At 45.1% G+C, this 16158-nt stretch carries 13 protein-coding genes; 5 read left to right on the top strand and 8 right to left on the bottom strand.

Annotated elements, in window-relative coordinates; all coding sequences use genetic code 11:
• Together QTO06_RS18555 and QTO06_RS18550 are read left to right on the top strand one after the other, a co-directional pair.
• A complete protein-coding gene (locus QTO06_RS18555; protein WP_331409304.1) occupies window positions 1–1782 on the top strand; it encodes an ABC transporter ATP-binding protein in 1782 nt (593 codons plus the stop codon).
• Window positions 1779–2618 (top strand): energy-coupling factor transporter transmembrane component T family protein, encoded by an 840-nt coding sequence (locus tag QTO06_RS18550; protein WP_331409303.1) that lies wholly within the window; start codon window positions 1779–1781, stop codon window positions 2616–2618. Before QTO06_RS18555 ends, QTO06_RS18550 begins: the two co-directional genes overlap by 4 nt.
• 104 nt (window positions 2619–2722) lie before the next feature.
• Here QTO06_RS18550 and QTO06_RS18545 read toward each other — a convergent pair whose 3' ends face one another.
• Window positions 2723–3904, bottom strand: a complete 1182-nt coding sequence (locus QTO06_RS18545) for an MFS transporter (protein ID WP_331409302.1) — start codon at window positions 3902–3904, stop codon at window positions 2723–2725.
• Between the two features lie 335 nt (window positions 3905–4239).
• Between QTO06_RS18545 and QTO06_RS18540 the strand changes: the two genes are divergently transcribed.
• The gene (locus QTO06_RS18540) at window positions 4240–4986 is read left to right on the top strand and encodes a metalloregulator ArsR/SmtB family transcription factor (RefSeq protein WP_331409300.1); all 747 of its coding nucleotides are present in this window, start codon (window positions 4240–4242) and stop codon (window positions 4984–4986) included.
• A gap of 551 nt (window positions 4987–5537) precedes the next feature.
• On the opposite strand, the gene napH is transcribed toward QTO06_RS18540, so the two are convergent.
• A complete protein-coding gene (gene napH, locus QTO06_RS18535; protein WP_331409299.1) occupies window positions 5538–6392 on the bottom strand; it encodes a quinol dehydrogenase ferredoxin subunit NapH in 855 nt (284 codons plus the stop codon).
• Window positions 6392–7162: a ferredoxin-type protein NapG gene (napG, locus tag QTO06_RS18530; RefSeq protein ID WP_331409298.1), complete on the bottom strand. Its 771-nt coding sequence runs from the start codon at window positions 7160–7162 to the stop codon at window positions 6392–6394. The genes napH and napG overlap by 1 nt, the downstream gene beginning before the upstream one ends.
• 407 nt (window positions 7163–7569) lie before the next feature.
• Here napG and QTO06_RS18525 point away from each other — a divergent pair, with 407 nt between their 5' ends.
• Window positions 7570–8070 (top strand): GNAT family N-acetyltransferase, encoded by a 501-nt coding sequence (locus QTO06_RS18525; protein ID WP_331409297.1) that lies wholly within the window; start codon window positions 7570–7572, stop codon window positions 8068–8070.
• Between the two features lie 107 nt (window positions 8071–8177).
• On the opposite strand, the gene QTO06_RS18520 is transcribed toward QTO06_RS18525, so the two are convergent.
• Both QTO06_RS18520 and QTO06_RS18515 read right to left on the bottom strand, forming a co-directional pair.
• Complete coding sequence (locus QTO06_RS18520) at window positions 8178–9164, bottom strand: phosphotransferase (protein ID WP_331409333.1); 987 nt, start codon at window positions 9162–9164, stop codon at window positions 8178–8180.
• Complete coding sequence (locus tag QTO06_RS18515) at window positions 9164–9439, bottom strand: GNAT family N-acetyltransferase (RefSeq protein WP_331409296.1); 276 nt, start codon at window positions 9437–9439, stop codon at window positions 9164–9166. Before QTO06_RS18515 ends, QTO06_RS18520 begins: the two co-directional genes overlap by 1 nt.
• A gap of 145 nt (window positions 9440–9584) precedes the next feature.
• Between QTO06_RS18515 and QTO06_RS18510 the strand changes: the two genes are divergently transcribed.
• A complete protein-coding gene (locus QTO06_RS18510; RefSeq protein WP_331409332.1) occupies window positions 9585–10322 on the top strand; it encodes a flagellar brake protein in 738 nt (245 codons plus the stop codon).
• Between the two features lie 111 nt (window positions 10323–10433).
• Here the strand turns inward: QTO06_RS18510 and QTO06_RS18505 are convergent, their stop codons facing one another.
• The 3 genes from QTO06_RS18505 to QTO06_RS18495 all read right to left on the bottom strand — a co-directional run bounded on the left by QTO06_RS18505 (window position 10434) and on the right by QTO06_RS18495 (window position 16014).
• The gene (locus QTO06_RS18505) at window positions 10434–11381 is read right to left on the bottom strand and encodes a porin (RefSeq protein ID WP_331409295.1); all 948 of its coding nucleotides are present in this window, start codon (window positions 11379–11381) and stop codon (window positions 10434–10436) included.
• A gap of 417 nt (window positions 11382–11798) precedes the next feature.
• Window positions 11799–13427 carry a methyl-accepting chemotaxis protein gene (locus QTO06_RS18500; RefSeq protein ID WP_005432236.1) on the bottom strand — a complete coding sequence of 543 codons (1629 nt, stop codon included), beginning with the start codon at window positions 13425–13427 and terminating at the stop codon, window positions 11799–11801.
• Window positions 13428–13653: 226 nt separating this feature from the next.
• Window positions 13654–16014: a Lon protease family protein gene (locus QTO06_RS18495; RefSeq protein ID WP_331409294.1), complete on the bottom strand. Its 2361-nt coding sequence runs from the start codon at window positions 16012–16014 to the stop codon at window positions 13654–13656.
• Window positions 16015–16158 lie beyond the last annotated feature (144 nt).

Below are 16158 nucleotides of genomic sequence, written 5' to 3'. Positions count from 1 at the left end.
ATGACAATCGAATTTTCTAACTTCTCTTTTAGATATGAGTCGCTGGACAAACCGACGCTAAAAAATATCAATCTAAGGATAGAGAAAGGAGAGAAAATCGTCATTATCGGTCCAAGTGGTAGTGGTAAATCTACCCTTGGCCAATGTCTTAACGGACTGATCCCACACGCTATCAAAGGGGAAACCAGTGGCAAACTGACAATCAATGGTCAAGACACCGCCCCTTTTGACATGCACCAATTCACCGAACAAGTTGGTACCGTACTGCAAGATACGGACAGCCAATTTGTTGGGTTGAGCATTGGTGAAGACATCGCATTCGCGTTGGAAAACCAATTGATGTCTAACATCGACATGTACCCTTTGGTCAAAGCTACAGCCAAAATGGTCGATTTGGAACAGATGTTAGATCGCTCTCCTCACGATTTATCAGGCGGTCAAAAGCAGCGTGTTTCTTTGGCGGGTATTTTAGTCGATGACGTCGACATCTTGTTGTTTGACGAACCACTTGCAGCCCTTGATCCAAAGGCGGGCAAAAAGACCATCGAGATTATCGATGATCTGCACCGCGAAACGGGCAAAACCATCATCATTATCGAGCACCGTCTTGAGGATGTGCTGCACCGCTCTGTTGACCGCATTATTCTGATGGAAAGCGGTGAAATCATCGCAGATACCACACCAGATGAAATCTTAGCGTCCCCGCTCCTTGAAGAATACGGTATCCGTGAGCCTCTTTACCTTTCTGCTTTGAAAGAAGCAGGCTGCGCGATTGAAGGCGATGCAAAACCATCGAGCTTAAGTACATTGCCATTGGCGCAATACCAATCCGCCGTCAGCGCATGGTTTGAAGCCTCAAAAGCAACCAATGTTGAAAAGCAAGCCGAGACTCTTCTGGCTGTTCGTAACCTTACCTATTCATACGATGGTGAGAAAAACGCACTTGAAGACGTTAGCTTCGATGTAAAACGCGGCGAATTCGTTTCGGTTTTGGGTAAAAACGGTTCCGGCAAATCCACCATCACTAAGCTTGTGATGGGCGTGATTGAACCAGACCAAGGTTCGATGATCTTGAACGACCAAGACTTAAACGAGCTAACCATTTTCGAGCGCAGCCAAAAGGTTGGCGTGGTAATGCAAAACCCAAATCATATGATTTCGCATCACATGATTTTCGACGAAGTGGCTTTCGGCCTGCGTAACCGTGGCGTTGAAGAGACACTAGTCGAAGCGAGGGTATTGGAAGTCCTTGAGCTGTGTGGTTTGAGCAAGTACCGCCATTGGCCGATTGAGGCCTTAAGCTACGGTCAGAAGAAGCGTGTGACGATTGCATCGATTCTTGCCTTAGAGCCTGAGCTTTTGATTCTGGATGAGCCTACTGCTGGTCAGGATTATCGTAACTACACATCAATGCTGAGCTTTATCGAGAAGCTTAATCGTGAACTTGGCATTACGGTGATGATCATCTCTCATGACATGCACTTAGTCTTGGAATACACCACTCGTTCCATCGTGATTGCTGATAGCAAGTTGATTGCTGACGCGCCAATGACTGAAGTGTTTAGTTCCCCTGCACTGTTAGACCAAGCGAACTTGGCGACTACTAGCTTGTATGAACTGGCTACTGAGTTAGGCATAGAAAACACGAATGGCTTTATGCAGCACTTCATTGACGTTGAAAAAGCGCGCCGAGAGCGTGATAACAAAGCTGATGTACAAGCTTCAGAAGCTCAAGATTCACAAAATAATGATGTTAAGAACATTGAGAAAGTAGTGGCATGAAAGACAACAAGATGAAGTTTGGTATCAACTACATCGATACCCAATCGCCACTGCACAAACTCAATGGCATCACCAAGTTTTTGATGTTCATTGCATGGGTAACGGTGGTACTTACGACCTTTGATTTGCGCATCATTGCTCTACTGATCGTTGTAGGTCTTGGTTTGTTAAAAATGACCAAAGTACCTTTCCATGTGTACAAGCCTTTACTGATCGGTACAGGCAGTGTTTTGTTGATTAATGCGTTGTTTATGTTCGCATTAGCGCCGCAGCAAGGCAGTGAATACATGGGCTCGACGACGGTATTGTTATCGTTACCGGGTAATTACTCACTCACCCAAGAGACCTTGTTTTATCTGGTGACCGTGACACTGAAATACTTCAGCATGTTCCCAATTGCTTTGGTGTTTGTGTTTACTACGCATCCTACTGAGTTTGCAGCAAGTTTGAACCGTATGGGTGTGCCTTACAAAATCGCCTATGCAGTAAGTTTGACCTTGCGTTACTTGCCAGAAGTGAAGAAAGACTTCGTGAACATCATGCACGCTCAACAAGCTCGTGGTGTTGAACTGAGTAAGAAAGCGCCGTTGTTTACCCGTATGAAGAACGTTTCTAAGATCTTAGGCCCTTTGATTTTCTCTAGCTTAGATCGCGCTGACCAAATCTCTAACGCGATGACATTGCGTGGTTTTGGGCGTCATTCTTCTCGTACTTGGTACAGCCTAAAGCCTCTGACCAAAGCCGATATGGTATGTATGGCTGGCATCGTCGTGATTGTTGTCGCTGCGATTAGCAAACGCGTTATAGACACTCAACTGTTTTGGTATCCGTTCTAAACGAACCAGTCTCACGTTGAAAACCGAATACAAAAATGGGATGCCTCTGCATCCCATTTTTATAACCAGTTTTCGCGTTAAGTTATTGAGTAGTAAGTACTAACTTAGTTCCATCTCAACACACGTGTTTCATTACCCTCCCCCGGCTTAGCTGGGATATTTAAAGATAGTAACAAGCTCACTGCGGCCATAGCTGCACCAATGTAAAACACGCTTGAAGGCGAAACCAGCCAAATCACACCAAAGGTTACCGGAATCACTACAGCGGCGATGTGGTTGATGGTAAACGCCACACCCGCCGTTGATGCCATATCTGCCGGATCGGCAATCTTCTGGAAGTAAGTTTTGATTGCGAGTGCCAGCGCAAAGAACAAATGGTCAATCACGTACAATGCTGCCGCCCACTCAGCAGTTTGCACTAAACCGTAGCCGACGAAGACAAAAATCAGTCCCACATATTCAAACATCAATGCTTTGCGCTCACCAACGGCTCCGATAAAGCGACCAATACGTTTAGCAAACAGGAAGTTGAACAAATAGTTGATTAAGAAAAGTAGTGTGATGTCCGCAGCCGAATAGCCAAACTTCTCCACCATCAAGAAACCGGCGAATACTGTGAAGATTTGACGGCGAGCACCGCTCATAAAGGTCAATGCATAGTAAAGCCAGTAGCGCTTACGCAGCACCAACTTTTTGTTTTGTGGTACTTCCGTTTTGAATTCAGGAAACGCAAACACCATCACCATAATCAGGATAAAACCCATACCGCCTGCCAATAAATAGACCGTCTTAAAATCCAACTTCAGCTGTTCTAGCAGTACCCAAATCGCACCATAGGTAATTAAAGACGCTAACGCCCCAACCGAGATGAACTTACCCAATATCTCTGGCGCTTCTTCTTTAGAAAGCCATTGTAAGGACAAAGATTGCTTCAGTGTTTCGAAATAGTGGAAGCCAGTCGACATCAACAAGGTAGTAAAAAGAAGTCCAAACAAAGATGGTAAGTAACCTGTGATTGCCGTGCCCAGTGTCAGCATGGCGAGCGAGACCAACATAAAACGTTGCTCGCGGATAAACAGCAAAACAAAGACAACAGTGAAAGCAAGAAAACCGGGAATCTCACGCACACTTTGCAGTAAGCCGATATCGGCACCATCAAAGTTGGCTTTTTCGATAACGAAGTTGTTCAGCAGCGCCATCCAAGTGGAGAAGGCAATAGGAACAATAATGGAAATCAGCAGAAGAAAGTTTTGTGGCGTTCTCCAGCTTTTCTGTGGCGTATTCATGACGAGTCCTTAGAATATGAAGCCGTCATCATACCGCCAAATGTAACAAATTCGCAATATCATTATAATTTAACCCTTCTTAGTACTTTCTTTTAATTTCATCAGGTTAGGTGAAAAAATGGCACAGAAAAAATTCGCTACCGCCCATTTTATTTGATGATAATTAAAACAATTTTTACAAATTGAAAATAATGACCGCATTCCTTCGTATGAATCGTAGCCTGACCGCTCATAGACCAAGGAAAGATACGTGCTTCTTGTTCAACTCTCAGAAGGTTATACTGTTGCGTATCAATGGTCATTTTGACGCAAGCCTCTGAAATCCATAGTTTGATATGATGAAAAAACAAGTCCTATTTCTTTGCACTGGTAACTCCGCTCGCTCGCAACTTGCCGAAGCGATCTTTAACCACATGGCAGGAGACCGTTTTCATGCTGACAGCGCAGGCGTTCACCCAAGTGAAGTCGACCAGAGAGTGTTTGAAGTTTTAGATGGGCAAAACATCACGAGTGAAGGGCTTCACTCTAAAGATTATGCTGACGTTGAAAGCAAGCACTACGACTTTGTCATCACCTTATGTGACAACGCAAAAGACGAATGTATTATTTTCGAGCAAGATGTCGATCAACTGCATTGGAATCTTATTGATCCCAAACCACTGGAAGGCCTTAAGCCATTTAAAAATACCGCCAAAGAACTCATTGAGCGCATTAGCCTATTTTTGCTTCTTAATAGCGAAGAGAACAACACGCATGTTGACCCGAGCAGCTTCTTTAAACTGATGAGCGATCCGCTACGCTTGAAAATATTAATGCTTTTGGAAGACGAACAAGATTTGACGGTCACGGATCTTAAAAACGCGTTAAATGAAAGCCAGCCGAAAGTCTCTCGCCACTTAGCATTATTGCGCGATACCACATTCTTAAAAGACACACGCCAAGGTCTTTGGATTCATTACCGCTTATCGCCATCTTTGCCGATGTGGATCAAGCATTTACTGCAAACGGTTCGCGTTGGTAACCCTGGTATCATTAACGTTGAGAAATCGCGCTTAAAAGCCGTACAACAGAGCGAGCAATAAGCCTACAAATTTCCCGATTCACCTACCCATATCCATCGTGTTGGACCATTAAGTAGGCAAATCTTAAGTGCATTTTTTCTTATTGCTCATTTAATGCTTCTAATAATTAGATAAAGTAGCCCCATAGTTCACTAAGAACTTGGCTAGGAAAAGTATGAGTGCATATTGGAAGTATTATGCAAATAGGTGGAACTACACTCTAATCTTATGGGTAGTTGCTGGGAGCCTACTCTTGTGGGAGTTATTAAGAAACATGCACTACTTAATTCACTGAGTAGCAAAGGTTTTAAGTAATTAGAGTCCTACAACATTCACCAAAGCAAATTTATTAGCTTGCATATTAGACAGTGCCAGAATACTGAGGTCTAACCTCAAAGAGTTCTTCCCTTCAAGGATGAAAGGGAAGAACTCCCCCCTCTCATCATCTAAACCCTCTTCAATATCAAGCAACTTGTTGACTTCTACTATTGGCAATCTTTCCGATTTTGGGATAACACATACAAAACTTTCTTGAGTAGAGCCTATCTGCTAGAACTCGCCGTTTACCTTGCTTATTCAATGTTCTTCACACTCAGTCGATTATGGAACTCAAACACCTTTTCAGGACAAACATCTAAACAACGCCCGCAACTCATGCAGGTTTGATCCATCACGCGACGGTCGCCTTCTTTTAACGGTTGACGCAAAATCTCCGGCTCAGGGCAAACATAAAAACAATCCATGCACTTCGTACAATCTTCTCGGCGCACGGCAGTGACTCGCATTAAGCTCTTGCTACCAATCACGCTGTACGTTGCTCCCAGTGGACATAAGTGACCACACCAGCCGTGTTCAACTAGCAATAAATCCAGTACAAACACCAATAAGATCAAAACCCAACCAGCGCCCATACCAAATACTAAGCCTCGGTGAAGTGCAGCAACAGGATCTAACCATGTCCAAAGCACAGAACCTGAAATCGCACTGCCCAGCATCAGAGCTGGAATCAACCAATAACGGATATTAGGTGACCACCGGTAGCTCGCTTTAAGGTTAAGTTTTCTGCGCAGCCACGCCGCAAAATCCGTCACAATATTCAAAGGACATACCCAAGCACAAAAAGCGCGAGGAGCAAGAATTGCGTAAAACACCAATACAATCGCAACGCCTAGCAAAGCGTTAAACTCAGGAACATGTCCTGTCGCCAGCGATTGAAGGACAATCAAGGGATCACTCAGCGGCACCGTATTAAGCAGCATGCTAGAAGACAAATTGCCTTGTAGAATGCCCCATGTCGGCCCAGCCATAAACAGAACAATGATGCTCAGTTGACACAATCGACGCAGAATCAGGAAACGATGTGCACGCCACCAGCCCTGTTTCTCGATGGCTTCTTTGCCAGCATCTTGCGCTAAGTTCTTGGCCATTATTGGCCTCCTTTAAGCGACTCAAGCGCACCACTCGGTACCGGCGTTTCTTCCGGTAAGACGTTCTCTAATGGCTTGTCGATGTCTTGCCAGCCAAAATTGTAGTGACTGCCCACTTTGCCTTTGGCTAAATCTGTCGGCACGACTTTAATTGCCGCAACCTCTAATACGCAGGCTTGTTCGCATTTACCGCAGCCAGTGCATACGTCGGAGTTAACTGTTGGAATAAGCTTCGCGTGATAACCAGTTCTGTCATTACGAATATTTTCTAATGTAATGGCTTCATCGATGAGCGGGCACACGCGGTAACAAACGTCGCAACGTAAACCCTGCCAGTTCAGGCAGGTTTCGTGGTCAATAAGTACAGCGGTTCCCATTCTAGCATCGTCGATGTCTGTTAAGTCATGGTCCAAAGCACCACTCGGGCAGGCGACGACACACGGAATGTCCTCGCACATTTCACATGGAATATCACGTGCAGTGAAGTAAGGGGAACCTGTTGCCACTGGCGATAATAAGCTGGCGAGTTTCAAGGTGTCGTAAGGGCATGCTTGGACGCACAAGCCACATCGAATGCAGGCGGACTCAAAATCACCTTCTGGTAAGGCGCCGGGGGGACGAATGGGCACACCTTTAGTTTCTGGTGCTTGGCTTTGCAATGATTGCAACCCCAGAACACACGCTGCTGCACCAACACCAGCTGCGGTGCGCGCAGTGTCCCGCAAGAATCGACGTCGACTTTGCGAGACTTTTGATTGAGAGGATTTCATTATTGTATTCCTCAAACACGCTCTAATTGCTCTTAAATAAGTTAAGCATAAATAGCGCTAAAAAGACGTGCTCCCCATACCCCATAAGAGGTAACTCCAACCTGTGTTGATTAAAATCAACTCGTTGCAGATACCAACTTCACACTTTGATAAAAATGGGTTTATTTTAGTCAATACAACTTCACCATTATTCCCCATAAAGGTGAACTTCTTTAGCACAAAAATTCAACAAAAAATCACTCTCATTGGCATTTTCAATGATAATTCACTATAAAAAGTGAAAGTTAGAGATTCGTAACACACTAATTTAAAAGCCATTTGAAGCGTAAAGATAAAAAAAGACTATTCAAAGTAACTTTCTCTCGTTAGATTGAATTTAATTCCAAATAACTACAAAGGAGAGAAGCATGGAAATTATCGTTCGTCCAACCACTGTTGAAGACGCTGCTGCGCTAGTCGAAATTTATTCGCAACCAAAAGCACAACGTGAAACCCTGCAACTCCCGAAGCCATCCGTCACCATGTGGGTCGACCGGTTATCCAACATGCCAGCTGGTGTGTATAGCTATGTCGCAGAAATCGATGGCAAGGTAGTAGGAAACATTGGGTTCCATCACTCACAACGTCCAAGAACTTCGCACACCGCATCATTTGGTATTGGAGTTCATGATAAGTACCACGGTTTAGGGGTAGGCAGTGCGCTGATAAGCACCGTGACTGAACTAGCAGACAACTGGCTGAATGTAAGACGCATCCAAATTGAAGTGAATACTGATAACGAAGCGGCGATTGATTTATACAAAAAACACGGTTTTGAGATCGAAGGTGAGTTAGTTGATGCCTCTTTCCGAGACGGAGAGTTTATCAATACCTACAGCCTAGCTCGCATTCGAAAACCGAAAAACTAAACCCACACCAAACAAAAAACCTCCCACGATTCCTTAAAGAAACATCATGGGAGGTTTTCTTTTCTATTTATACCCTAAGAATCAGGTTAATAACGATGTCTTACGTCTTAGCTATAAAGTGAATCCAAGTAATCCAGTGCTCGTAGAGTTAACGCTTCCGTGTATGGGTTAATCTTCCAGTGTTCTGGGCTCCACCCTTTCACAAAGCGCTGAAAATCTGCCCACGCAACAGCAAACAATGGCCGCCATTCTTGCTCAACCACAGAAACGTCAAGCTCAGGTCGATAGTGGTTAAGTGCCTTAGCTAACGCATTGAAGTAGGTGTCCAGTACCCAAGCTTCCATCTCAGCACACTGGCTAGGTTCAACAGCGCTGCTCATAAACAGTGCCACGTCTTTCATCGCACAGCCATGTCCCACATATTGGAAATCTACTGCTGCAACGGCTGAGCCTTCATCGTCAAAGCAAAAATTGGCCAGTTTAGCGTCCCCATGAACCAAAGTTTGAAAACGTGCCTGACGCAACGTTTGGTCAATGCGCTCCGCGCGTTGCTTGAGCCTATTATCTTGTAACGCAACCAATTCATCCGGTCGCGTTTGCAAATGCCAGTAGGTTCCGGTTTGCCAAAGTTCATCATGGCGAACCCCAATATGGCGCGCATGAAAGTTGGCTAACCACGTCAAGCAAGCTTTTAACTGACCTTTGGTCGCGTCTTTGACGACGTTTGGATAACCCGCCAGAGCCAGATCTTCCATCACAATCAACCACTCTGTTTCATTCTGAAAGCACTTCAATCCTTGTGGAATTCGACAACGTTCATCAACAGGTTGGCTGAAGTGCTGATACCAACTCACTTCAACTTGATAAGAATGCAGTTTACGTTGATGCGAGCGGTCTGTATTCCACCCTCTCGGATGTTGTGACGGTCTTGGTAATTTGACGTGTTTTACGATGACGGAACGGTCTGGAAAAGTCAGTCGAATTAACTCCCCATAACCGCCCCATAAAGATTGAATCACATCGATGTGCTCTAGAGTGCCAAGCGCTAGCTCGTCACCGATGTTCTGATAAAGCGGATTATTCATTGGCTCCATTATGCGAGTAAATGTGCCCATTCAGGGTGCGTTGCCATGTATTTAATCACGTATGGGCAAACGGGTACAATGCGATAACCTTGTGCCTCTATTTCTGGCAAGACGGCCTCCATCATCACTTTGCCGTAACCTTTACCCCGTAACTCTTCAGGAATCAAAGTCGACGTAATGTGCATCACCTGTCCATCCAGCTTATAAACCACCTTCGCTTTGTGGTTACTCTCTAAATCGACCCAAAAAGTTTGGTTTATTGTGTCTTGTGTCACTTTCTGCATTATCGGCTCCCCACTTTTCCCTTTCACTTTATTGAAACCATCTATACGACTGCCTAGAATGATACCCACGAATCATCTAGTCACTTCGTACTAATATAGCGCGTAACACCTTCTCACATCAGGCACGACAATAATAATGAGAAATATGATCGCGAGCGCCGGAGATAAGAGAACATCTCCACAAAGTAGAAACGCTCCAGAACGTCAGGCAAGTACACTCAACAGCACCGATGCAATGGCAATGGTAGAACACGGCAGTGAAGTGACTCTCAACGTCACCACGCCCGTTGGTACCAAGTTCATCACCACCAGCACATTTATGGGCTGTCATTCTAACAATACCGCGCTGATCGAAATCCCAAATATCTCCGATGAGGATTTGAAGTTCTACTTTCAAGAAGGCTTTTGGATCAACGTAAAAGCTTACTCCCATCGTGGCGAGGGTGCCGTCATTCCTTTCCGAGCACAGCTAAAACACCGTTTAGGCGACCCCTACCCACTATTGGTACTAAACCTTCCTAATACCATGCAGGTATATCAGCTGAGAAAAGAAGTGCGATACGAAGTGAATCTGCGCTCTCGCCTTCAGTTCGAACAATACCGAGCAGAATGTGAGATACGTGATCTCTCTAAAAGCGGTTGTCGGTTCGTGACGTCACCGATGAGCAGAACATTGCAAGTTGGCGATCTGGTGACGCTCGACATTACCGTGCCAGGTAATGGTCGTATGCTTGCGCCATTGAAGGGGAGAATTTGTAACTTGCAGAAATCAGTTCACTACGCCCGTTACGGCGTGGAGTTTGATGATTTCGGCAAAGCCAACGCTAAGAACCTGTTAAGTCACCTCAAATTTGATGGTACCAAGCTAAAGCTGAAAGGCTAACGCGACACGGCTTTTCTGCATTTTACCGCTGTAACGGAAAAACCCCTTACCATCTGGCAAGGGGTTTTAAATGACTAAGAATAAGGCAGTATATTTTCAGTCATTATCGACTTAGAAGTCGTAGCGTAGACCTAGTGCTAGCTCGTCTTTCTCGTCAGTACCTTCGTTGTCCGTTAGGTCGAAGTTGTATGACGCGTAGCCGCGGAAGTTAGGCTTGAAGTAGTAAGTTACGTCAACCGCTAGGTTGTCTACAATATCAGTGTCTTCTACATCACCTTTGTTGTAAGTAGAGGTAAACACTGTTTGGCCCATTGTGTATGCAGCTGCTAGTTCGTAGCCTTTGTAATCGTCAGAATCTTTCTCGATACCTGTGTAGTTACCAGCAACGTAGAAGTTACCTACAGTGTAAGAAGCCGCTAGCATGTACTGATCAAAGTCATTTTGGTTAGCAAAGCCAGCACCTAGCTCAAAGCCAGTGTCAGCGAATGCGTAAATACCAGATAGAGAGAAGCCATCTTGCTCGTTGTCGTCAAAACCGTTCACATCTGTTGTGCGATCAGCAAAACGGTAGCTTGCGCGTACTGCTAGTTGCTCGAACTGGCCAGAGTAAGAAACCATGTTATCTGTACGGTCAGCAACTGGCAGTTTTAGTGCTGCAGTGTTGCCGTGGTAAGCCATGATATCAGTGAAGTCAGTGATAACACCTAGTGCACCGTCGTTTTTACCGTAAGTGATTTCACCGTACTTACCGCCAAGACCTGCGTAAGCGTAACGAGTTTCAAGATCGCTGTTACTGTCTACACCGCCGTTTTCGAATGTTTCAAACTCACCTTCCCAGAAACCAACACCGTATAGGCTATCGCTGATTTCCTGTTTGCCTAGGAAGTTAAGACGGATGCGAGAACGGTCTTCTGCTTTGCCATCCATCATAGATAGACGAGCTTCAGCACGGCCGCCCATTTCTAGTGAAGTGCCATCTTGGTTGTACAGTTCTGAAGCGACAACTTGAGATCCAGATGCTAACAGTGCCACTGCTACAGCTAAAGTTTTCAATTTCATTTATAGTTTTCCATATCTTTGTTTTGTCATTATTTTCTCACCAGAAAACAGGACTTTTCTGTACCAACGAGAAAACGGGCGGCATAGTAGCAGCTGCGCTTTTTAGCGCAACAAGTTGAATACACAGCCTAAATTGAACAAAACACCATTAGTGGTGACGATATGAATATGTCAAAACCATCAAGTTGTCGGATAGTTAAGAAAATGTGTGCGCGTCAAAAAACATTTGACGCTAGAAAGTCTGGTTTAACATTTATAAATGTGATTTGAGTCACGCATTATTTTTGGTAACTGACTGTTTTAATTAATGTTAATTCAGTCATTACTTCACTTTTCATAAAAAAATCCCCAAGCCGAGGCTCAGGGATTCTAGTTATATTCAGTCAGTTTGTATCGCTTAAGATTTCTACTTAATGCTTATAGCTTGAAGAAGCTCAACTGTTCTTTTTGTTTCTCTGCAAGGTGAGAAAGCTCAGTACTTGCACTCGCACTTTGGCTAATGCCCGCTACGTTTTGGTTCACAAGCTCAGACATGTTAACGACATTGCGGTTGATGTCTTGTGTTACTTGAGACTGTTCTTCCGCCGCAGTCGCCACTTGCGTGTTCGAGTCGTTGATATTCGCTACCGATTCTGTAATGCCGATCAGTGCGTCGTTCGCTTGTTGAGTCAGCTCGTTGTTGCGGTTAAGCATCTCTAGGCTCACCTGCATGCTGTCGTTGGCTAGACCAGACTGCGCTTGAAGCTCTTCAATGATAGATGAGATTTCTTGCGTAGAATCTTGTGTACGAGCAGCCAGCATACGCACTTCATCAGCTACCACGGCAAAACCACGGCCAGATTCACCAGCGCGCGCGGCTTCAATCGCGGCATTTAGCGCTAGAAGGTTCGTTTGCTCAGATACGCCACGAATCACTTCGATAACGTCGTTGATTTGAACGGATTGCTCTTTTAGACGCAGAACCACTTGCGCAGCATCGTTCAGTGCTTGAGACATTTGCTCGCTTGCTTGTGCACTCTCTTGGAAGATCGCTAGGCCAGATTGCGCTAGGCCATCAGCTTCACGTGCAGTTGCATCTGCAGATGTCGCGTTATCACTTACGTTATTAGCCGTGCTCGCTAGCTCATTGACTGCCGACGCAACTTGCTCGATTTCCGCTAGCTCTTGCTGAGCATTTGCTTCTGCTTGCGTCATTACTGCAGCAAGCTCAGTTGAAGCAGAAGCCACTTCTTCACTGATGCGCATCAATTGATCAACCGTATCGTGAAGCTGTTTCGCTGTTTGGTTTACGTCTTTGCTTAGCTGAGAAATTTCGTTGTCGCCATCAATGTCTGCACGTACCGACAGGTCACCACCTGCTAGCTTACGCATCACTTCTTGCAGTTTTTGGATTGGCGTTACGATCATGCCAGATAGGAACCAAGCGCCTAGTAAAGAGAATGCAAATACCGCAATAACTGACATCATGGCATTGTTTTGTACGCGAGTATGCTGGCGTGCGCTCTCTGCAGTTGCTTCCGTAGCAATCTCATTCACACGCTGTGATAGTGCGTTGATGGTTGCAACCATTTCATTACCAACGCGGCGGTAACCTGAGATGAAGTTTGTGTATTCGTTATCCGACACTAAACCACGGTCATGGCGGTTAAAGAAATCAACAGCACGAGTAGAGTAATCAATGTAAGCATCGATACTTTGACGAACCTTCTCCGCTTCTTTGCTGAACGTACCGCGTGCATCGATAAGATCAAGGTCTGTATCAATGGCTTTTGCGCCCGCTTTCAGGTCAGCAAGGAACGCATCACGACGAGCAGCATCGTAGATCGCGTAAACCGCGCTTATGCGTAATGGGTAAACTTGGTCATCAATTTGAGCCAGCGTGTCTTTGTAAAACACGAGAGAATCGGAGTTAGAAGCAACCAATTCTTGCTCTGCTTCTAGGTTGTTTTGAGTGATCCACAATGTAATAAACAAAGTGATCGCGGTGAATAGAACTGGAACCAAAACTTGCGTTCGTACCGACAAGTTTTTCAGTGATAGCTGCATGAGTAACCTCAGGTATTTGAGTGTTGGCTTCCTTGCGATGGGATTATTCCCAGACGAATAGACAAGGAGGCAAATACTAGAGGTAGATCACATTTTTGTCCAGAGTAAAAAGCCATCAATTTCATGGCTTTAACGACAATATCCCGACATTGCGTCAGGATATTGTCGTTGTGACAAGTTATGAAAGCTTGTACGTCTTTCTATAAACTTTTAAGTCAACGATCGCTTATTTTCTCAGCGCATTTAACTTAGCTTGTGCTAACCCAAAAATGGTGTCGATTGGGTAAGTTCCTTCGTCTGTTGCTTCGCCCGCCGCTTTACCAGTAAATAGCTCAACAGCCTCGGTTACGTGATCGATTGCCCAGATATGGAAATCCCCCTTCTCTACTGCTTTCACAATGTCAGGACGAAGCATCAGGTTATGTACGTTTGAGCGCGGAATAATCACCCCTTGTCCATCGTGACGACCTTTAATTTCGCACACATCGTAGAAACCTTCGATCTTCTCATTTACCCCACCGATAGGCTGTGCTTCACCAAATTGGTTCATCGAACCTGTGATAGCAATGTCCTGGCGGTTTGGCTGCTTCGAGAATGCCGATACTACCGCACAGAACTCCGCCATACTCGCACTGTCACCGTCAACGCCACCATATGATTGCTCGAAAGTAATCGTGGTTGTCAGTGGAACACGTGCCGTCTTACCAAATACAGACGATAGATAAGCCGACAGAATCATCACACCTTTCGAGTGAATGCTGCCGCCAAGATCAACGCTTCGCTCGATATCAATCACGTCACCATCACCGTAACAAGTGGTCGCTGTAATTCGGTTAGGTGCACCGAACATGTGATCGCTGGTGCTCAGCACTGACAATGCATTTACCTGCCCTACCGCAGAACCTTCGGTATGGATCAAAGTCGTGCCGTTGACAAAGGTTTCCATCACGCTGTCTTGCAAACGACTCACTCGCATTTCCTGATTACTCAGCGCCTCTTCTACGTGTCCGATACGGATCATGTTGGAATTCGCTTGGCGAGCAACGTAGTTAGACTCACGTAATAGGTTAGCGATATTGGCAGAATGCAACGAAAGCTTGGTTTGGTCACCAGACAAGCGTGAGCTGTACTCGATAATGCGCGCAATGGCTTTCTTATCGCAGTGCAGCATGTTGTTGTCGTTCACCACACTAGAGATAAAACGTGCGTATTGCAGCTCTGAATCCGGCGTACGTTTCATTTCATCTTCGAAATCCGCCGTTACTCGGAACAGCTCACCAAACTCCGGATCGTAATGTTGCAGCAATTGGTATGTACGGTAATCACCAAACAAGATGATCTTGATATCCAATGGAATCGGTTCAGGATCAAGCGAAACGGCACCAGTCAGCGTTACTTCTTTCTCTAGTGACGTGAAGCTCAACTGACGAGAGCGTAAAGCGCGCTTCAATCCGTCCCACACGTAAGGCTGTTCTAGTACCTTTTGTGCATCCATCAATAGCACACCACCGTTCGCCTTGTGCAAGCTACCCGCTCGAATCAAAGAGAAATCGGTGAATACCGTACCTTTGAAGGTTGCGGTTTCAATTGAACCAAACAGCGAGTGGTAGTTCGGATTCTCTTCTACCACGATAGGGAACTCACTGTTTTTGCGATTCACCAGCACGTTGACTTTGTAACGACGTGGCAGTTTCTTATCCAGAGAAGCGGTCGCAATCTCACCTTGCTCACCACTCTGCTCTAAGAAGATCTCAGCGTTTTCAACAATGTCTTTTTGCAGATCGGTTAGGTAAGTTTTGATTTCTGGATACTCAGCGTAATCCACTTTCAACTGCTTGATGAAGTGAGTGATAACATCCAACGTCACATCATCGTTAAGCTTTTTGATCTTCTCACTGAACGAGTCTTCCCACTCGGTTAACTCACGTACCATGTTACGTAAGCTCACTTCCAGCTCATCAATGCTACTACCGAAGTATTCCTGCTCTTTCTTGCTTAGCTCATCGAAAGACTCTTCGGTATGCAGTTCTTCACCATTCATAGCCACAAATTGGTAATCACCTTGCGCAGTGATCGTTAGGCTAATGCCCTTCTCTTTGGCTTCTTTACTGATGGTATCCAATTCTGACTGTTGCTTGTTCGCCAATTGGTTTTTTAGGCGATCGGCACGGCTGTAGTACATCTCGTTATCGAAAGCGAGAGGCAGTGCATTCAGTAGCTTGCCCATCAGTTTTTCGATATCAACTTTAAGCTTGTTACCGATACCGCAAGGCAGTTTCAGTACTTTTGGTGTGCGCGTGTCTTCAAAGTTCGCGACATAACACCAATCGAACAGAGCCGCATCATCATGTTGATGGCGGTTTAAGTAGCGCAAAATCATGGTGCGCTTGCCCAGACCATTCTGACCAATGGCGTAGATGTTGTACCCTTTCTCCTTGATTGACATAGCAAACTCAACCGCTTTTTGTGCGCGTTCTTGGCCTACGATCTCATCAATTGGAGGTAATTCCTTGGTCGACTTACATGGCATATTTTCCAAATCAGCTGCTGAATACAGCTGTTTAGGTTCCAATCTTTGTACTGCCATACTTGCCTCCTTTTTCTTATTGTCTTGACCTCAGTGTAGAGATAATTTGTTTAAATTTAAGTGATTTATCTTCCACCGCAGTTCAATTGGACATTTTACGAACAGTTATACGCTTTTAAAATGAAAACAAGTCGCACTTGCAAT

Origin of the sequence: Vibrio sp. M260121 (assembly GCF_036533715.1) — a bacterium.
In the GTDB taxonomy this organism is placed as follows: Bacteria; Pseudomonadota; Gammaproteobacteria; order Enterobacterales; family Vibrionaceae; genus Vibrio.
This window is presented reverse-complemented; position numbering and strand designations above follow the sequence as displayed.